At 36.5% G+C, this 19,923-nt stretch carries 21 protein-coding genes; 7 read left to right on the top strand and 14 right to left on the bottom strand.

The window, feature by feature from the left end; translation table 11 throughout:
• From citX to BCR21_RS11745, 9 genes are all read right to left on the bottom strand, one after another.
• The gene (gene citX / locus BCR21_RS11710; RefSeq protein WP_084013299.1) at positions 1–564 is read right to left on the bottom strand and encodes a citrate lyase holo-[acyl-carrier protein] synthase; all 564 of its coding nucleotides are present in this window, start codon (positions 562–564) and stop codon (positions 1–3) included.
• Positions 530–2,059: a citrate lyase subunit alpha gene (gene citF, locus BCR21_RS11715; protein WP_069646636.1), complete on the bottom strand. Its 1,530-nt coding sequence runs from the start codon at positions 2,057–2,059 to the stop codon at positions 530–532. The genes citX and citF overlap by 35 nt, the downstream gene beginning before the upstream one ends.
• Position 2,060: 1 nt before the next feature.
• Entirely contained in the window at positions 2,061–2,948 is an 888-nt protein-coding gene (gene citE / locus BCR21_RS11720; protein WP_069646637.1) for a citrate (pro-3S)-lyase subunit beta, read from the bottom strand.
• Positions 2,936–3,244, bottom strand: coding sequence for a citrate lyase acyl carrier protein (gene citD / locus BCR21_RS11725; RefSeq protein ID WP_069646638.1), 309 nt, complete (start codon positions 3,242–3,244; stop codon positions 2,936–2,938). Before citD ends, citE begins: the two co-directional genes overlap by 13 nt.
• A 12-nt stretch (positions 3,245–3,256) precedes the next feature.
• On the bottom strand, positions 3,257–4,252 hold the full coding sequence (gene citC / locus BCR21_RS11730; RefSeq protein ID WP_069646639.1) for a [citrate (pro-3S)-lyase] ligase: 996 nt from the start codon (positions 4,250–4,252) through the stop codon (positions 3,257–3,259).
• 12 nt (positions 4,253–4,264) lie between these two features.
• Positions 4,265–4,390: an OadG-related small transporter subunit gene (locus BCR21_RS17280; RefSeq protein ID WP_276204494.1), complete on the bottom strand. Its 126-nt coding sequence runs from the start codon at positions 4,388–4,390 to the stop codon at positions 4,265–4,267.
• A gap of 36 nt (positions 4,391–4,426) precedes the next feature.
• Entirely contained in the window at positions 4,427–5,542 is a 1,116-nt protein-coding gene (locus tag BCR21_RS11735) for a sodium ion-translocating decarboxylase subunit beta (RefSeq protein ID WP_069646640.1), read from the bottom strand.
• Between the two features lie 42 nt (positions 5,543–5,584).
• Positions 5,585–5,971, bottom strand: coding sequence for an acetyl-CoA carboxylase biotin carboxyl carrier protein subunit (locus BCR21_RS11740; protein WP_069646641.1), 387 nt, complete (start codon positions 5,969–5,971; stop codon positions 5,585–5,587).
• A 145-nt stretch (positions 5,972–6,116) separates the two neighbouring features.
• Positions 6,117–6,446 (bottom strand): hypothetical protein, encoded by a 330-nt coding sequence (locus BCR21_RS11745; protein ID WP_069646642.1) that lies wholly within the window; start codon positions 6,444–6,446, stop codon positions 6,117–6,119.
• Positions 6,447–6,845: 399 nt separating this feature from the next.
• Here BCR21_RS11745 and BCR21_RS11750 point away from each other — a divergent pair, with 399 nt between their 5' ends.
• The 3 genes from BCR21_RS11750 to citG all read left to right on the top strand — a co-directional run bounded on the left by BCR21_RS11750 (position 6,846) and on the right by citG (position 9,921).
• Positions 6,846–8,189 (top strand): CitMHS family transporter, encoded by a 1,344-nt coding sequence (locus BCR21_RS11750; protein WP_069646643.1) that lies wholly within the window; start codon positions 6,846–6,848, stop codon positions 8,187–8,189.
• A 156-nt stretch (positions 8,190–8,345) separates the two neighbouring features.
• The gene (locus BCR21_RS11755; protein ID WP_069646644.1) at positions 8,346–9,050 is read left to right on the top strand and encodes a GntR family transcriptional regulator; all 705 of its coding nucleotides are present in this window, start codon (positions 8,346–8,348) and stop codon (positions 9,048–9,050) included.
• A complete protein-coding gene (gene citG, locus BCR21_RS11760) occupies positions 9,034–9,921 on the top strand; it encodes a triphosphoribosyl-dephospho-CoA synthase CitG (protein ID WP_069646645.1) in 888 nt (295 codons plus the stop codon). The genes BCR21_RS11755 and citG overlap by 17 nt, the downstream gene beginning before the upstream one ends.
• Before the next feature lie 80 nt (positions 9,922–10,001).
• Here the strand turns inward: citG and BCR21_RS11765 are convergent, their stop codons facing one another.
• Positions 10,002–10,730 (bottom strand): response regulator transcription factor, encoded by a 729-nt coding sequence (locus BCR21_RS11765; RefSeq protein WP_069646831.1) that lies wholly within the window; start codon positions 10,728–10,730, stop codon positions 10,002–10,004.
• A gap of 111 nt (positions 10,731–10,841) precedes the next feature.
• On the opposite strand from BCR21_RS11765, the gene BCR21_RS11770 reads away from it, so the two are divergent.
• Complete coding sequence (locus tag BCR21_RS11770; RefSeq protein ID WP_069646646.1) at positions 10,842–12,692, top strand: sensor histidine kinase; 1,851 nt, start codon at positions 10,842–10,844, stop codon at positions 12,690–12,692.
• Between the two features lie 294 nt (positions 12,693–12,986).
• Positions 12,987–14,201: a YdcF family protein gene (locus BCR21_RS11775; protein WP_069646647.1), complete on the top strand. Its 1,215-nt coding sequence runs from the start codon at positions 12,987–12,989 to the stop codon at positions 14,199–14,201.
• 54 nt (positions 14,202–14,255) lie between these two features.
• Here BCR21_RS11775 and BCR21_RS11780 read toward each other — a convergent pair whose 3' ends face one another.
• Positions 14,256–14,597 carry a hypothetical protein gene (locus tag BCR21_RS11780; protein ID WP_069646648.1) on the bottom strand — a complete coding sequence of 114 codons (342 nt, stop codon included), beginning with the start codon at positions 14,595–14,597 and terminating at the stop codon, positions 14,256–14,258.
• Positions 14,594–15,892, bottom strand: coding sequence for a Y-family DNA polymerase (locus BCR21_RS11785; protein WP_069646649.1), 1,299 nt, complete (start codon positions 15,890–15,892; stop codon positions 14,594–14,596). The genes BCR21_RS11780 and BCR21_RS11785 overlap by 4 nt, the downstream gene beginning before the upstream one ends.
• A 194-nt stretch (positions 15,893–16,086) precedes the next feature.
• Between BCR21_RS11785 and BCR21_RS11790 the strand changes: the two genes are divergently transcribed.
• A complete protein-coding gene (locus BCR21_RS11790; protein WP_069646650.1) occupies positions 16,087–17,133 on the top strand; it encodes an AI-2E family transporter in 1,047 nt (348 codons plus the stop codon).
• A 281-nt stretch (positions 17,134–17,414) separates the two neighbouring features.
• Here the strand turns inward: BCR21_RS11790 and BCR21_RS11795 are convergent, their stop codons facing one another.
• Positions 17,415–17,930, bottom strand: coding sequence for a DUF5067 domain-containing protein (locus tag BCR21_RS11795; protein ID WP_069646651.1), 516 nt, complete (start codon positions 17,928–17,930; stop codon positions 17,415–17,417).
• A 152-nt stretch (positions 17,931–18,082) separates the two neighbouring features.
• Positions 18,083–19,309, bottom strand: coding sequence for a serine/threonine protein kinase (locus tag BCR21_RS11800; protein ID WP_069646652.1), 1,227 nt, complete (start codon positions 19,307–19,309; stop codon positions 18,083–18,085).
• A 131-nt stretch (positions 19,310–19,440) separates the two neighbouring features.
• On the opposite strand from BCR21_RS11800, the gene BCR21_RS11805 reads away from it, so the two are divergent.
• On the top strand, positions 19,441–19,869 hold the full coding sequence (locus tag BCR21_RS11805) for a helix-turn-helix domain-containing protein (protein WP_069646653.1): 429 nt from the start codon (positions 19,441–19,443) through the stop codon (positions 19,867–19,869).
• The last annotated feature ends 54 nt before the right edge of the window (positions 19,870–19,923 follow it).

Below are 19,923 nucleotides of genomic sequence, written 5' to 3' on the forward strand. Positions count from 1 at the left end.
TCATCCTTCCTTTCTTAATAAGTTACTGATTGTTTCTTGCATTTCTTCTACGCTATGGTGTCTTTGTCTACCGCAGACTTTTGCTTCTTCGTCACAAATAAAACAAGTTCTTGGTTTGTGATTTAGTTCTGTACGGCTGATTGAATGTCGTGTATGATTGCTTAAATAGATTACATCTAGATCCATCAAACGGCCGAAACGATGTGTTTCTTCAACTTCAATTAGTTTTCTTTTCAGCTCTTTAGGTGTTTCATTAAGGACTAGATAATATTCAGGACCTGTTTTTAACTCTCGGTGTTTACGAGCTGCTATTTTTTCAGGAGGAAAAAGAGAATTGATCTCTTTAATGACAGTTAAAAAGGCTTGTCTTAGCTGCTCATTTGTTTTTATAGGTCCTGGAATATTCATCGTAGCGCTTAATAAGGAACATCTTGGATGTTTTTGTAAAAGTTCTTGCTGGATAGTTACTCGTTTTTCTCTGGCATCTAGCATTTCTACCAAAGTGACCGTCTCTCCCCGTAGATAGGTTTTAGACATTTCTGACCACATCGATAATTGAACCATCACGGTATTCAATCAATGCAACCACTTTATCTCCGTACTCGATCGCATCTGGTCTATCCACGATACTATAGGCTTTTTCTTGTAGTTCTTTCATCGTTAATTGCGGAACATCTAATGCTTTAAAATGTTCGATCAAATCTTGGCGTTCTGGATTGATGGCTATGCCGACTTCGGTTACCACAACATCAATACTGTTACCTGGTGTCACAACCGTATTGACTTCTTCAACAATCGTTGGAATTCGACCTCTGATCAATGGTGCGATCACCAAACTCATCTTACAAGCGGCACTAGTATCCGAATGTCCGCCAGATGCCCCTCGAATGACGCCATCTGATCCCGTAATAACATTCACGTTGAAATTTGTATCGATTTCAAGTGCTGAAAGGATCGCTGTATCCAATTGGTTGATTACGGAACCTTTACTTAATGGTGAAGCATACATATTGGCATCGATTTCGTAGTGATTATCATTTTTACCTAATGAAACAGCAGATGGATGGTCAAAATCTTGGACATCGATGATTTTTTCGACTAGTCCTTCTTCCAATAATTCAACCATTGCGTTCGTAATACCACCTAAAGCAAAACTTGCTGTGATACCATCTTTGATCATTGCCTCTTTCAAAAATCTGGAAACAGCTAATGCTGCGCCACCTGTTCCTGTTTGGAAAGAGAAGCCATTTTTATAATAAGGCGAATGTGTGATTACTTTCGCTGCATATTCTGCAATCAATAGCTCTTTTGGATTTTTTGTAAAACGAGTTGCGCCTTTAGCTATTCCATTTGGATCACCGATTGCATCCACTTCTACTACAAAATCAACATCGGTTTGTGGAATACTGATTGGTGTATTTGGATAAGGCATCAAACTATCCGTGATGATCACTACTTGATCTGCATATTTCGCATCAATCATAGCATAACCTAATGAACCGCAAGTCGCTTTGCCTTTAGTTCCATTTACATTGCCATATGCATCCGAACTTGGTGCTCCAAGAAACGCCACATCGATATGGATATCTCCGGCAGCAATCGCTCTAGCGCGACCGCCATGGGAGCGAATCACAACTGGATTTTCCATGATTCCTTCAGAAATGGCAGCCCCGACTTTATCACGTAAACCGCTAGAAGTAATATTAGTCACCACGCCATTTTTGATATGGTCGATCAATGGTTCATGAACATTTGCGATTGAGCTAGGTGCAATTGATAAATTCTTGATCCCCATCGCGGCAATTTCTTTTAAAACCATATTCATGACAAAATCGCCTTCTCTAAAATGATGATGGAATGAAATCGTCATACCGTCTTTTAATCCCGTTTTTTCAATCGCTTCTCTTAAACTACCCAATAACTTTGTATCTCTTGGTCTGACTGGATTGATTGTACGGCTGGCTTCTTTATATTCATGAATATTTGCTAGTTCACCTTTAAATAAACCATATTGTTCAGCATAATTATCTGGAATTTCTTTGCCTACGTTGTTTTTCATTTTAGACTTCCTCCTCAGAAATTAATTTTGCTGCAATGGCTAAAGCAATCACTCGCTCTGCCCGTTCTACGATTGGTTTATCCACCATTTTTCCATTGACTGAAATCACGCCAGAACCTTTTGCTTCCGCTTCACGAATGCCCCAGATCACTTCCTTGGCGTTTTGGATTTCTTTTTCAGTCGGTTCATAGACACTATTTACTAATGGAATTTGCCGTGGATTAATGACTGATTTACCATCAAAACCTAATTGCTTGATCAACTCAACTTCTGTAAGAAATCCTTCCGTATTCTCTACATCTGAATACACTGTATCGATTGCCGCAATTCCAGCTGCTCTAGCTGAATGCAGAATAAAACTACGGGCAAAAAATAATTCTTGTCCATTTGCATAGCGATGTGTTTTCATATTTGTTACATAATCTTCAGCACCAAGAGCAATTCCAATTAGTCGATCACTCGCTAATGCGATTTCGCGAGCATTTAAAACACCTTCAGCTGATTCGATTGCGGCCATCATTTTAGTCGTGCCAATAGTGATTCCATACTTTGTTTCCATTTCGGTGATTACCGCAGCCACATCAACAATATCTTGAGCTGTTTCTGTTTTGGGTAAACGAATCACATTCACTCCTGCTAAAACCATCGCTTCAACATCCTGACGACCGACTGTATCTAATCCATTGATTCGAACTACCGTTTCTACCGCGGCATAATCAAAGGTTCGCAAGGCATTAAAAACAAGTAAACGAGCGCTATCTTTTTCTTTTAGAGAAACAGCATCTTCTAAGTCAAACATCAACGAATCCGCACCATATAAAGTTGCATCTCTAAGCATTGATGCATTGGCTCCTGGCACAAACATCATCGTTCTTCTTAAGCGTTCCATGACTGAATCACCTGCCAATCAATGTTTTCTTCACCAGCTGCACGATAAACTGCTGCAATAGTCCGCGCTTCAATCGTACAATCTAACGCCCCTTTATCTACTGCATTGACTTTCACATTCGTTACCTCTAATTTTTCCAATATTTCTTGTATTTTAGCTCTAATCTGACGACCAAATTGTTTTTCAACACTACTATCTAAATCGATTTGAATACCGTTAGCATCATTTTGAGCGAGTGTGATCAAAATGTCACTTGATTCAGTTGTACCAGCGGATGCGTTTTGTTTAATTTCCAAACTAGACACCTCTTATTCTTTTTTTTGATTCATTATTTCTTTAAATGTACTATCGGGAACAAGTAATTTTATTTCTTCATAAGCTTGTTTTTTCATTAAAGAACGGACTCTTGAAGCACTAATCACTTCATCATTCGCTTTTTTTCTAGGCAAAATAATCAGATTCAAAGAGGAAGAAAATACCTTTTTCATTGCTTGATTATAAATATTTGTCACAGGCGACAGCGGCTCTTCCCCGACAAACCTTGTCATGATATTTAAAGTTGGAGCAATCCTCTCTTTAAAAAGTAATGCATCCAATTCTGCTTGAACTTTTGCAACATTGTCTTTTGCTTGGTTTTTTAAAAAATAGGAAGGAAATGTTGCACTTGAAACGATATATTCTCTTGTTGGTAAAACCACTACATTTGATAAATGACTGATTCCTTCTTTTACCAGTTCAAAACGTGTCTTTGCATCAAACAGTGATCCTTCCTCAGACAAAACAAAGAGATAAACTGTTTCAGCACATTTAGCTGCTTCTGTAACTAAATATAAATGTCCATTCGTAAATGGGTTTGCATTCATTACAACTGCTGCATTTTGCTTAGTCATTCGTTGATGCTTTTTGAGTTCCATTAAATAGTCTTCAAAATCAGGAAAACCCTGCTCCATAAAAACCAGTTCAGTCGTTGCCGCAATTTCAGTAAATCCTAAAGAGCGAAATAACTTACTGGTTTCTGGTTTTGTATACAAAAAATAATGCTGATAACCTATTTCTTGTAGCCTTTCCCGTAAAGTTTGAACAATTTTAGAAAGCAGGTTTTCGTTTTGATAAGAAAGGTCAATTGCAACACATTTTAAAATATTCCTAAAAGTCGACCCTGTTCCAACAAGCTGGTCCTTATCGTAGATGCCGATCGTATAGTCTAACTGATCATCAGGTATTAAATCAGCGGCAGTCAGAAAATCTGCCCATTGCTTTTTCCCACCCTGATCGCGATCAAGCCAAATTCTTCTGATATTCATTACTATCACTTCCTACTTCTTCGGTGGAAATAATTTATTTAACATAAAAGACGCAAAGTAAATCACGAAAATGACAACAAATACGCCACCCCACCCAAAAATCAATAGCTCCAATGATTTTAGTAAATCAGCTGACATAAGCCAAACTCCTTTCCATTTCTTCTAATCAAAATTCTACGCAAGCAACGCCAATAATAAGCCGCCCGCAATAACAGATGCGATCTGTCCAGATACATTTGCACCTGCTGCATGCATTAAAATAAAATTCTGTGGATCTTCATCCGTTGCCATTTTTTGAATCACCCGACTGGACATTGGAAACGCTGAAATCCCTGCCGCACCAATCATCGGATTGATTTTTTCTTTTCTAAACAGATTCAATAATTTTGCAAACAAGACACCACCAACTGAATCCATTACAAAAGCAACTAACCCTAGGCCAATGACCATTAAAGTATCCACTTGTAGGAATTCTTCGTACTGCATTTTCACTGAAATGGCTAATCCTAGCACAATACTGATTATGTTTACCAACTCATTTTGCGCTGTCACAGATAAACGATCCAAGACGCCACATTCACGTAGTAAGTTCCCAAACATTAAGAATCCAACTAGCGGAAGAGAAACCGGTGCTACCAATCCAGCAACAACTGTAATCACGATAGGGAATAAAATCTTCGCTGTTTGTGATACTTCACCCGCTCGATAGTTCATACGGATTTGGCGTTCTTTTTTCGTTGTAACAGCTTTGATTGCCACTGGTTGAATAATAGGAACTAAAGCCATATAAGAATACGCTGCCACCATGATCGCACCCATGTATTTCGAATTCAATGTATTCGCAACAAAGATTGACGTTGGACCATCAGCTGCTCCGATAATCCCGATAGAAGCCGCATCATTTAAATCAAAACCTAATAAAACGGCCGCAATAATCGTAAAGAAAATCCCAAATTGCGCGGCTGCTCCGAACAATAATAAAAATGGATTTTGTAATAATGGCCCGAAATCGATCATAGCACCAATTCCGATAAATAATAACAATGGAAATAACTCTGTCGAAATTCCTATATCAAACAACACTTGAAACGGACCAGCTTCTCCACCGGCACTTAGTACACCTGAATTGGGAAAATTGACTAAAATAGTTCCTAATCCCATTGGAACGAGTAAGGTAGGTTCATACTCTTTTTTGATCCCCAAGTACATCAGGATGCCTCCGATCACCATCATTACAATGCGACCAGGCTCCTGTCCCATTCCCACTACGCCTTCAATTAATGTCTCCACAAACGTCACTTCCTCTTTTTAAATTAAACTACTTTTTTCTATTTAACCGATTGTAATTAATGGCTCTCCTGGATTGACCATATCACCTTGTTGAACATGAATACCTGTAACGGTGCCAGCTTTGCCAGCTACGATTTCATTTTCCATTTTCATAGCTTCAAGAATGATTAACGGCTGATTTTCCTGTACAGTATCACCAATATTTACCAAGAGTTTCAAGATAGTTCCAGGCATAGGTGACAACATCGCATCATTTCCAGCTGGAGTGCTTGCTACAGATGGTACTTCCTCAACAGGTGCAGGTGTTGGTGCTGCTTGTGCTGCAACTGCTGTTTGTGTTGTAATTGGTGCTTGCGGTACTCCCCCAATTTCTTCCATTTCTACTAAATACTCTTTTCCATCAATTGAGATTTTGAACTTACGTAACATTTTTCTTCCTCCTAAAATTAAAAGTGTAATGGGGCTCGTTCAAGCTCGACGAAAAATAGGAAATGATGACTGAGGTGCTTTTTGCCTCATTCAATTTTTATCTTTTTTCCGAAGAACTAACCATCCCCTCAAGTAATCAAAAAAACTAATTTGCTCTTTTTTCCTTGATTGAACGAATGACAAACTGACTCTCTGCATGATCAGCCGATGCAATACTAGTGGCGATCACAGAAACCAGTTGTGCTTCTGGATTTCTTTTTGAAATGCGTTTAATAACAAACTCGCTTTCTGGTTGATCTCCGGCAGCAATTGCGGTTGCAATTAACGAAACAAATTGATGTTCTGTACTTTCTACTGGGGTGTATCCAGCAATTTCTTGCCACTCATCTTCTTCCTCTACAATAGAAGAAAGTAGTTGCTTATCCGTTTTCATTTCTGTTTTTTCTTTATTAAACAGCCGTTCAAATAGACCCATGAACTCACATCCTTTCTGTTTATGAATTCATTATAGGTAAAAACGATTACAAAAAAATGAAATCATCAACCTCAAATTGTTCTTTCACTGTTCCTCTTCATGGAAAAACTTCTAAAACACATACAAACACTGATATATCAACGTTTTTACCCATTTAAGGTTTTATTAACATCTTATTAACATCTCTTTAAGAAACCGCTCTCATTCGTGTTTTTTTGGTGTTCTTTTTCCTCTTCTCGTCTATTTATCTAAACTTGCTTAGATTAAACTTAGCATTGTTAACGAAACAAGAAAGGGCTTTCTAAATCTACCTTACTGTTATTTTTCTATAGACCCAACACCACAAAGAGACGCCCGATTGTTTCGGAAAACGAATTTAGTGTTGAAGGAGAGAAAAAAATGTTATTAACTGTTTTGTCCTATGTGATGATCATCGTCTTTATGTTTGTCATCATGAAAAAGAAAATGTCACCGTTTACAGCTTTGGTTTTGATTCCACTGATTTTTGCCCTGATCGCAATGTTTGCGGGTGTTTCTAAGAAAGGCTCTATTGGAGACTTTGTTATGGAGGGAATCAAAACAACATCCACCACGGGTATCATGTTATTGTTTGCCATTCTTTATTTTTCAATCATGTTGGATGCTGGGTTATTTGACCCAATCACAAAAAAGATGATCCACATTGCAAAAGGTGATCCGATGAAAGTACTAATCGCTACAGCTGTTGTTGCAGCGGCCGTTTCTCTTAATGGAGATGGTACGACGACTACGTTGATTTGCTGTTCTGCTTTTATTCCTATTTATAAAAAACTGGATATGAAGCTGATGAACTTAGCGGTCATTGTTATTTTGCAAAACACGATCATGAACTTACTGCCTTGGGGCGGTCCAACAGCTCGTGCGATGAGCGTATTGAATGTTGGTGCTGAAATTCTAGCTTACCTAATTCCAGGAATGATCATTGCGTTACTTTATGTGATTTTCATCGTTGCGCCTTCTATGGGTAGAAAAGAACGTGCCCGTCTTGGGATCAAACAACTGACAGATGAAGAAATCGATGTAATGACCACTGTAACAGATGAAGAAACATTGGCGATCCGTCGACCAAAAATTTGGTTGTTCAATGCAATTTTGACTATTTTATTGATTGTTTTATTAGTAACTGATTCATTTGTTGGTCTTGGTTTGCCGCCATTGTTCTTATTCCTTACAGGTACAGTGATTGCATTGATGGTAAACTACCCTGTCTTAAAAGATCAGTCTTCTCGTATTGGCGCAAACGGTGGTGACGCTGTTCAAGTCGTTATTTTAGTCTTTGCAGCCGGCGTCTTCATGGGACTTTTCCAAGGAACTGGTATGGCAGAAGCATTAGCTCAAAGTTTCACAAAAATAATTCCAAATCAATTAGCCGGTTTCTGGGGATTAGTGATTGCGCTGATTTCGGCTCCAGGTACCTTCTTTATTTCAAATGATGGTTTCTACTTTGGCGTTTTGCCTGTTTTAGCAGAAGCTGGGCGTGCATATGGCTTTACCGATATGCAAATGGCATTGGCTTCATTGATGGGACAAGCATTCCACTTGTTAAGTCCCCTAGTTGCCTTCATCTATCTATTACTTCGCTTAACTGGTTTAGATATGGGGCAATGGCAAAAAGAATCAGCAAAATGGGCATTGGGAATCTTCGTTATCTTTGTTGTAACGATCATCTTAACTGGTCATATGCCACTATACATTCCACAATAAAAAACTTAATCCTTGAAAATCGCATAATCTGTAAAATAGGTTGTGCGATTTTCTGTTAAAAAGAAGATTTTCTTATATTTTTTATCTTATTCTTAGCGATACCAAATAGGAATATTTAGTTATTTCTTTACTATTAATCTCCAAAGGAGTAATCAGATGAGTACAATATCAGAAGCAGTTGGGAAAAATTTGGATTTAAGCATCAATGAACCGCTGAAAGAACTTGTTTATAAAGCCTTCCGAAAAACAATCATTTTGGGTGAGATTTCGGCTGGACAACGAATAAACGAAAAAGAGTTTTCCGAAGTGATGAATATCAGCCGTACACCAATCCGCTATGCTTTGCAAAAATTAGTTGAAGAAGGATTAGTTGATCATGTTCGCGGTGTGGGAATCATCGTTCGAGGAATTTCACTCAATGATGCTAACGAGATTTACGCTATTAGAAAGTCATTGGATGTTTTAGCCACGATCACGGCCATGAAAGAAATGACAGTTGAAGATTTTGATGAACTGAAAACATTACTGGAAGAAACAGAGCGTTTAAATGAAACAAATGAAATCGATCAGGTTCTACAAAAATTTTCTGATTTTAATGAATTGATTTATGAAAAAAGCAAGATGCTACGGTTAAAATCGATCGTCATGAAATTACGTGAATACCTAGTCTATTTTCGAGATATCTCGATTCGTTCTAAAGATCGTCGAGACAAAGCATTGAATGAACATTGGCTGATTTATAAATGTATGATAAATCAGGAAGAAGAACAATTGGCATTATTGATTACAGAGCATTTAGATTATTCTCAAACATTTATTCTTAAAGAAATGGAAAAACATTTAAATGAAACAACAACATAAAGAAGCAAGTTCTCAAGTGATTGGTGAATTTGCTTTGCAGGCTTTGTTATATGAAGCCGCCCTTTATCCTAAGCCAGGTCTAGTCGATCCTAAAAGTTGCGGTGCACATGCAGACATGAATTATTTTACTTTTATTGATAGCAGCACAGCTCTTGCTCCATTTCTCATTGAGTATGTTCATTTAGGCTTGATTCATAACGGAACCCCTTTAGATTTATTTGAAAAAGTTCGGGCACTCGGACAGCAAGCTGAAATTGCAATGCTGAACCAAACAGAAGGTGTCAATACTCATAAAGGAGCAAACTTTTCTTTTGCCTTACTTTTGAGTGCCGTAGGAAAAATAATGAGTGAGCAACAACTCAAAATTCCCTTTTCAGAGCAAAATACAACAGCTGTTTTCAACTATGTAAAGCAAATGACACAAGGATTACTTTCAAAAGACTTTGCCAGTTTAGCTCAAAAAAAACAATTGAGTTACGGAGAAAAGCTTTATTTAGAACACGGGATCGTTGGAATTAGAGGTGAAGCAGAATTAGGCTATCCTGTACTTAAAACTATCGCATTGCCTTTTTTAAGACAGCACCGAAAAAGTGAGCAAAGAATCCTATTTTTACTATTACTACTGCATTTAATGGCTACGACTGAAGATTCCAATGTAATCAATCGTGGTGGAATCGTGGCTTGGCGAAACGTCAAAAAACAAGCTTCTGATTTGTTGCAAACTTTTTCCATTGGCAGCTTAGAAAAGGATCTAGAAGATGCTTTGATTCGTTTTGATCAACAGCTAATCAAAGAGAATCTTAGCCCAGGGGGATCAGCTGATTTATTAGCGTTAAGTTTCTTTTTTGGTCGGTTAGAAGGTCTATTTTAAGTTTTACATAGTAGGCAATTCACAAACAGCTGATGACCATTATTGATCATCAGCTGTTTTACAACTATAAATTTCTAAGGTTAAATATTTGCTCCAGCCTCTTTGCCTTCTGGATTAAAAAGATAACCAATGCCCCAAACGGTTTGTAAATATTTTGGCTTTTTAGGATCATCTTCGATTTTATTTCTGAGGTAATTCATATACACCGTGATCAGATTTTTATCCATGTCTCCATCACTCCAGACACTCGCATAAATCTGTTCTTTACTGAATACTTGATAAGGGTTTTCCATGAAAAACAAGATCATCATGATTTCTTTCGAGGTCATATTGATAATTTCACCATTTTTACTAAACTGATACTGATTTTTATCAAAAGAAAATATACCTTCTCGCAACATTGTTTCTTCATGCTGCTGGCTAAGTGTCAGTAATTGCTCTGTTCGATTTAATGTGCTGATGACTTGTGCTCTTAAAACATCTGGTGCAAATGGTTTGGAAAGATAAACATCTCCTCCAGACTCTAGACCACTGATAATATCTTGCTCGCTTTTTTTTCCACTAACAAATATAATCGGTGTCAAAGGTTGACGTTCCCGAATCAATTGAGCCAAATGATACCCATCATTTTCATGCTCTAAACTTACATCTAATAAAAATAATTGAAACTCCACTCGATTCATGATATCTAATGTTTTTTCAATCGTATCACTTTGGTATACCAATAATCCCGTTGACTGAAGCGACTTCCAAATCAATCGGCGAATTGCAGGGTCATCATCTACCACTAAAATTTTTTCGTTACGCAACATGCACACCTCATTATTCTTTTTACATTATCTATACAATAGCGGAATTATCTTTAAATTTCAACATGAACTTGTTATGATATGAACAAACTTTAAAAAGGAGCTAGACCAATGAAACGAACAAATAGAATTGTAAACATCATGATTGCAGCAATGATCGTCTTTATTGTTGTATCCGTTTTCTTTGCAATTCGCGGGTTTTCTGTTATTCGCAAAACAACGACCGCCAGTGGACAAGATTTTTTGCTGCAGTCGACAGAATATGTTGGAAAAGTGATCCAGCTCTCTATGAAAAATCGACACCAAGCACTCAATTATCTGGCGATCGATGGAAATTTAAAAAATAGTGATGATCCAGCAACCTACTTAAAAAACAGCTCGTCTTCGCTGAATACATTTTTTGAATCACTAAATAATGAAGCAGACGCACTTTTTTACATGGAACCAGATGGAACACCTTTATATGCTTTTCACTGGGATTCTAAGAAAAAACAAGTATCGATCGCTGATATTCAAACTATTCGCCCATTTATTAGTCACGACTTATCCTTGAACCAGCTGTTGGCTAAACCGACTGCTCAAAATGGCGATTCGTATTTTATCGATAAAAAGGCCTATGTCAATTTTTACCAAGAAATCAAAACTTCTTCTGGTGCTATCGATGGTTATCTTATTTTACCGCTAAATTTAGAAGCCTTTTATAAAAATTTTCTACAAGATTTTGAAGTAGACTATAAGGGCTATCCAATGATCAAGGATCGGTCAATGACCGTTGTCATGCATCCTGTAAAGCAACAAGTCGGTTTAGATATTATCAACGACCGAGAAAAACTTTACCCTGACTTTGATTATTCTGATCTAAAACGCTTGGAAAAATATCAGCTAAACCATTCTTCTGGAAAATTAACCTACAAATCTTATTGGTGGGATGAAGACACGCCAACAGAAGTCTTAAAAATCAGTGCATTTGAATGGATCGATGTTGGGCTCGCACATTGGGTTGTTGCAATCAATGCAGATTATAATGAACGAAATGATGATATCATAAATTTTGTAATCGTCTTATCTTTTCTTTTAGTCCTATTATTACTATTGATCATCATCTGCTCGCTCTTTATTCATAATTTTAGAAAAAAAGAAACCATCGAAGCTGAAAATCGCCAATTGATCGAAAAACAAAAACAACAAAAAATTCAGCATCAACTTGAACTAGAGCTCTATCAGCGAAATAAAATGGAAACGGTCGGCTTATTAACTACCTCGATCGTTCATGATATGAACAATTTTTTAACACCAATTATCGGCAATACACAATTGTTATTAGAGGAACATGGAGAAGATCCCGTATTGGAAGCAGATCTAGAAGAAATTTTGCACTCTGCTCAAAAAGGCAAACAACTTTCTTCAAATGTATTGCGCTTTTCTAAACCTCAAAAAAGCGTTCAGGAATGGATGGATATCTCTGCTGCTATCGGTGTAGCTACTCATTTGATTGGAGAAATCATCCCTAAAAAAGTTCAACTGACTCTATCTATCCAAGAAAATTTAGGAACTACTAAATTAGAAGAAATAGATTTACAGAATTTGATCTATAACTTGATCACCAACGCCTATCAAGCAACAAAAGATAACAGAAACAAACCACAAAAGATTCAAGTAACAGTTGCTCCTGCTACAAAAGAGATAGCTGATTTACTGAAAACTGACAATCACCGAATGAATCATGTTGACAATTTTGTCACATTGGAAATCTCTGACAACGGTCCTGGAATTCCGTCAGCGTTAAAAGAAAAAATATTTGAACCCTTCTTCACAACGAAATCTGCTGACGAAGGGACTGGACTTGGCTTGTTTGCAGTGACCTCGATCGTCAATAAATACGAATGGCATCTTTCACTAGATTCAAAAGAAGGTTCAGGAACCAGCTTCTTTATCACGTTTCCAGTTCGTTCATGTAAATAATTAGACTAAAAACCGCACAATGCTGGAGATGCATTATGCGGTTTTTAAAGATCAAGTAGTTGTTTTATTCCATCAAAAAGAATAAAACAACTGATTTTTTCATTTCGCTTATTCCGGTTTTAGATAGCATTGAACTAACGCAAAGAGTTTTGTTTCAGTCATCTGTTTTATTAATTTGAAGCTATTTATTTTTATCCAATCATTTCTAAGTATTATAAAACAAACGTTGTAGTATTTTTTTCTCTCATTTTTCGTTATACTAATATGGAAATCATTCATTGAAGGAGTTCTATTATGGTCAATTATTTTATTATTATCATTGGTATCATTTACCTTATTGGTGTATTCACAATCCCAAAATGGCGACAAAAAAAGGTGAATCAAGATTGGAAATTTTATGAATTACTTTGGTTTTCCACTTGCTTTATTATCTATGTCATTTATTTGGAAACACAGCTTCACACTTATTATTTTTTGATCCCCTCAAGCTTTTTACTCCTTTTTCTTTTTAGTTATTTTAAGGAGAAACGTAGATTGGTAAACGGGCTATTATTTAACTTGTTTCTAGTCGTTGGTATGACATATCTAGGCTCCTTGCTTGTTAGGACCTACAATCCACTATTGATTGTTTTAGCAGGAATCACACTGATTGTCTTATTTCTGCTTATATTGATTGGACTTTATGCTTTACTTGTTTTCTTGTATTGGAATGCGATTGTTGTGATGCGTAAAGAAGGTCATTCCTTAGCAAACTTATTGACATTGCTTTTAGCGATCGGTTTGACAGCTTTTCTGATTTTCAATCATTATTCAACACGAATTTTGCCAGAGTGGGCTTCTTTATTATTCGGAATTTTACCGTTATCTATGCTTTATTTTTCCATTGTTTTTTATAATTTTTTAACGATTTCAGTCATTTATCAATTCAATCAGCCTAAATATAATCAAGACTTTATCATCGTTTTAGGTTCAGGCTTAATTGATGGAAAAACAGTGCCACCACTTTTAGGAAAACGGATCGAAAAAGCGATTCAATTTTACAAAGCTCAATCCCATGCTACTTTAAATCCACCTAAAATTCTTATGTCTGGCGGTAAGGGTGATGATGAGCATATCGCTGAAAGTCTTGCGATGAAAAATTACGCTCTTGAAAAAGGGATTCCAGAAGAAGACATTTTAGTTGAAACAAATTCAACAAACACGTTAGAAAACATGGAATTTTCTAAAGAAATCATGGAAACAACTTTTGGTGGAACTGATTTTCATGCGATCTTCACTACCAATAATTTTCATCTGTTTCGCGCAGGTCTTTTTGCAAAAACGGTCAATTTGAAAGCAGACGGAATTGGAGCGAAAACAGCGTTTTACTTTCTGCCAAATGCTTTTTTAAGAGAGTTCATTGCAATCGTAATGATGCACAAACGTCGCCACTTAATTATATGTGGTCTAATCGCTTTGATGATGATCTTCTTAGCATTAATTCAATTCTTTTTAGTCTCTCGCCAATAAAATAAAAGCAACATCTAACATTAGAGTCTTCTTTAACGTTAGATGTTGCTTTTTTTAACGAAACTGGACATGGCGGATTTCGTCATAGCCAATCTTATGTCCCTCGACATAAATCCCTAACTCATCATGACCTTGAATCATCCCTATAATATCCGCTCCATAATTCCCTTCACAATCTAATTCTTCTTTTTGGATCATCACTTCAACTTGATTTTGAAAAGCTTGAGCTAAAATTTCATCGATTTCCATCCAACTCATTTGGATTTTCTTTTCAGCAGGCTGTCTTTTTTTCTCTTGTTCAATGATTGCAGTATGTTCGGATAAATAAAAACCTGCCCATTTTTTCATTTTTCGATCTTGATATTGTTCAAAATAATAGTCTCGTTCCTTGCTCATTGCAATCCCTCCATTCCCCCAGCATGTCCACCTACTAATGATGCTCTTGAAATTGCTGTACCACCAGACGACACTGAACTTGCATGAACTAGAGAAACATAGCCAAAACGTTGACGGATCTCATCAATCAGCTGATCTAATTTTAGTTCTTTCATCTGCTCATCCGGTTCATGAAACAAATCTAGCTGTACATAAGTATTATAATTCAGTTTGGAATAGGTAATTCCAATATGTCGTACTTCTTCTCCATGCCAATGCTGTCTAAAAATCATTAGACAATAATCAATCAACATCTTGCTACTATTCGTTAGCGGCACCTTCATTTGCCTTGAAAATCCTGATCCACCTGACTTACCAGCTCTTGAAAAACCGATGTATAGATGGACACATTCCGTCTGGCAATGAGCTTTTCTAAGTCTAGCTGCCACTTGTTCTGCCATTTCCCGAATCACAACTTCGATTTCGTCCTGTCTTAAATAATCCCGCATCAAAATTTGAGAATTATTATAAGAGCGTTCTTCTGGTATGTATTTTTCAGATAAACGGCTGCGGTCGATGCCATGTGCATGGGCATAAAGCTGTTCGCCGATAATCCCTAAATTTCGTTTCAAACTATTCAAATCCGCATGAGCCAAATCATAAACAGAACGAATCCCTAAATTGTTTAATCGTTTCGCTAATCGACGCCCGATTCCCCACATATCAGTCATCGGTTCAATTGCCCAAACTTTTTCAGATACATCCTCATAATGCCATTCAGCTAAGCGTTCATTATTATGCTTGGCTTCAATATCCATCGCTAATTTTGCTAATAAGGGATTGTCCCCAATACCGACCGTAATCGCTAATCCTGTCTCTTTTTTGATTCTTTGCTGGATGATCTGTGCTAATTCTATCGGCGTTTGTCCAAATAATTTCCAGCTGGCTGTCACATCTAAAAATGATTCATCGATCGAATAGATATGTAAGTCTTCTTCTGCTACATATTCCTTATAGATATCGTTGATTTTCATGTTCTCCTTGATATATTCGTTCATTCGCGGCGGAACGATCACTAGCTCTGGGTGATTTGGTACATCATATTTGCGTGTTACATTAGTGATACCAAGAACTTCCTTTGCTTTTGGAGAAGAAGCTAGAACGAGACCGCCGCTATTTTCCGCATGGCTCATCACGACCAGCATTTTTTCAAGTGGATCAAAATCTCTAGCGACACATTCGACTGAAGCGTAAAAAGATTTTACATCTATACAAAAAATAACTCTTCTGGGCTCTTTTTCATAATCAAAAAACATAGCGTTCCTCTCCTTGTTTTATTTCATAACCAATTATACGAACATACGTTCTTTTTGTAAAGGGGAACACCTTTTTAAATTTAGTTAGAAGAAAAAAATTTCGAATTATTGATTAAACTGCTATCTTAAAATGTGAAAAAGCATTATAGTTATCTTATATGTAATAAAGTTAATAATTAAAAGGAGTGACATTTGTGTCGATTTATGAAAAATTTATTCAAAACGAGCGTTTAAGACGTTTTTTTGTTTTAGCTGTAGTTATCTTCATTTTATTTTTAGCGAGAAGCATGATCACAATGATTTTATTAACATTCATTTTTACGTTTTTGGCGCTTCATTTCGTGAAATTTGTTCAGCATTTTTTTAAAATCCCATCGCTCATACTCGTTTTAGCAACCTATTCTTTGATCGTTTTCTTGATCTATTTAGCTATTACAAAGTATGCACCCGTTCTTATTCACCAAACCGTTCAAATGTATAATTCAGTTGTTCATTTTTATCAAAACCCAGGAGACAATCATAATCAGTTATTGATGATCATCGATGATTATCTGGAGAAATCTAATTTAATGTCTCAAATCCAAAATGGTGCTAGTACGATCTTGCGTTATATTCAAGATATTGGTTCTATCGGACTTGCCTTTGTCCTTTCGTTCATCCTAAGTTTCTTTTTTATGATCGAGAAAAAACAAATGGCAGAATTTTCTAAGTTATTTTTAAAGAGCGATTTTGATTGGTTTTTTCAAGATATTTATTTCTTTGCCGATAAGTTTGTAAATACCTTTGGCGTCGTAATGGAAGCTCAATTTTTTATTGCTGTTGTCAACACGAGTATCACAACGATTTGTTTGGCTTTGATCGGCTTTCATCAATTACCAAGTTTAGCGATCATGGTTTTTATTTTGAGTTTGATTCCCGTTGCTGGTGTGATCATCTCTTGCATTCCATTAAGTTTTATCGCTTATTCAGAGGGTGGAATCAATGATGTCATTTACATTTTAGTTGTGATCATCGTGGTTCATTTATTTGAATCTTACGTATTGAACCCTAAATTTATGTCTAGCAAAACAGATTTACCGATTTTTTATACGTTCGTTATTTTACTGATCAGTGAACGATTATTTGGAGTGTGGGGACTGATTGTCGGTATCCCGATTTTTACTTTCTTTTTAGATATTTTAAAGGTCAAACCTATTCATTCTGTTACTGAAAAAATCCCTAACGATACGGAAAAGCTCTAATAAAAAAAAGAAAGTGAACGTTTGGATTTACTCCAAGCATTCACTTTCCTTGTGGTTTTGGCAGTTTTTGTATTTGGAAAATCAGTCAGGCAGCAAAGACTAATTGATTTCGGACCAAATAACTATCTCTTAACAGCTACCTGATCGATACCCCAATACACGGCCATATATAAGGAAAATCCATTTTCCTTTGCTCCTTTTGAAGCTAAAAACTAGCTCTTCTTTAATCCAAGAAAAAACTAGCTGAACCACCGTTTACAACCCTTTTTTCATTAAACTCTTTACTGTAAGACAAACTCTTTCGTCAATTTCACTTTATCACTGAATAGTTTCGTTGCCTCAACAGATACTGGCGTTGACATATCTGCCAATTTGTAAGGCACTTTTAAATTCAAAGTAGCATTTGGCTGAATTTCAGTCATTGAATCTACATAGCCTTCTTCGCCCATTATCGCTGAATCTAAAGCAATCCCATTTTGAAAGGCTTTTGTTGAAATCGATGTTAAAAACATCGCATTTTTGTCGCTGTTGTTCGTAAATTCATAATCGATCACAGCTACATCTTCTCCTTTGTAGTCTTTGGCAAAGGTCAACTCCTTGATCACAACATGATAATCACCTAAATCACCAGCATCGGTCGCAGTTGGTTCTGCTTCTGATTCTTGACTCTTTACAACCGTCCCTGTCGTTGGCTCTTTTTTGTTTTTTTCTTCTTTAGAATCAGACCCCATATTTACTAGAACACCGCCTACTACTAAAACACCGATCACAATCAAAACAATTTTTTTCACGTTCATTTTTTTGTCTCCTTTGTTATTTAGTCCGTTGGTACACCTTGATATTACTCAATAAACAAAGAATAATCTTATGCATTTTGCATAGTCTGATAACAAAAAAGCTTATTCTGTTATACGAAGCGTAGCGATTCGTGACAGAATAAGCTTTTTTATTAGTTGAAACGTCTGTATATAAACGAATTCAGCTCTAAACCACCTTTTGTGATCAAAAGCCAAAATAAAAACAATAGTCCATAACCAATAGAACGGTAAATTTTATTTTCAGAAGAGAGCAAAGGTAATTTTCTTTGATAATCTAAAAAATTAGTAAATAAAACAACTGGTAAACCAAAAATCAAAAGATAGTCAACAAACTCTCTGATTTTCAAACTTTCTGTTGGCTGATCCACTATATTTGCTGTTATCCCGACAAAGAAAATGGAATACCAAACCAGTGCAGCAGCTCGCTTCCACAATGTTTCCGTTCGAAAACCTGGGACATACTTTCTGAAGAAACTCACAACCACTTCTATCAAACGACTACCTAGAATAACAAACTGCCTCACATATTTGTTTGTGTCCCATATAGTTGTAATAGGTCTAGTATCTGCATACGTTCTGATTGGTCTTTTTTCCAAATTCGCAGCATGAGCCTTCGCTTGTTTAATGGCAGCTATTTGCTTCGATTTTTGCTGTCTAAGTGCCAGATGCATTTCCAAAGCCGTTTGGTAACGTTCGCCCGGCTCTAATTTTGTTGCCTTTCGAATGATCCCTCTTAATACACGATCTTCCGTCAAACGTTTTTTGGGATACTCTTTTACCGAGCAAATATTCATCACAATCCCTAGTGAATACAGGTCACTCCGCTCATCTGATTCCGCAAATCCAAACTGTTCTGGTGAAGCGAATCCCATTGTTCCTAACTGAACAGTATCACTTTCTTTCTCCCCATCAACAGCCCGAACTGCATCAAAATCAATCAGCTTGACCGTCCCCTCATTCGTCATCATAATATTTCCAGGTTTTACATCTCGATGCACTAAGCCTTTCTTGTGCAAGGCACCTAATGCCTCTAAAACAGACATTGCTATCGTTAAAATTTGTTCTGTTTCTAAAATTCCAGATGACTGAATCACTTCCGTCAATGTTTTGCCTTGAATAAATTCTTCGTACAGCCACAGTTTTCCGTCTTGAACAACAAGCTCTTGAATTTTAGGTAAATGGGCCTGTTTGATATTTCGAAGTGCGGCTAAATGCTCTTCTAAATATAATGGGTAGCATTTTTTTACAAAAAATTCTTTGGTATCCATTTTTCGAACAAGAATTGGTCCATTTGTTTTATCCGTTAGAGGTTTGATTTCTTTATAAAAAAATGCTGTCTCATTATTGATCTTTTCCATGATTACACTCCATTGATTTGATTTACTTTTTAATTATAGCAAAGAAATAGTTGTAATAGGATCTATCTTTGTTAAAATCGATGTATAATGGATACAATATAATTTAGATTCACTAATAGGGGATAATGAACATGCACGAGAAAGATACAGACAAACTAGTACACTCACTAAAACAAGCCGAAGATTTTCAAACAATTTTTTCTGAGACTCGTCAATATGTCATTGACCAAACACTGAAAAACTATTTAGCTTATTGGTTGAGTGATAAACAGCTCTCTAAAAGCGCTGTGTTAAAAAAAGCTGGTATTGCAGAAGCGACTGGCTATCAATACTTTGATGGTAAACGAAATCCTTCCAGAGAAAAAGTCATTGCCTTGACGATTGGCTTAGAACTAACCTTGGAAGAAACCAATGAACTAATGAAAAAAACAGGCTATGCTCAACTTTATCCGAAACATCCTTGGGACGCCGTAGTTATTTATGGCATCTCACATGGATTGCCTATTCCAGAAATCGATGATTATTTGTATAACGAAAATCTTAAAACATTTGGTGAATAACCGAATGTTATGCTCATAAAAAAAACAACCTATTCTAAAATAAAGAATAGTGTT

This window comes from Enterococcus ureasiticus (assembly GCF_001730285.1).
GTDB classification, from domain to species: domain Bacteria; phylum Bacillota; class Bacilli; order Lactobacillales; family Enterococcaceae; genus Enterococcus_L; species Enterococcus_L ureasiticus.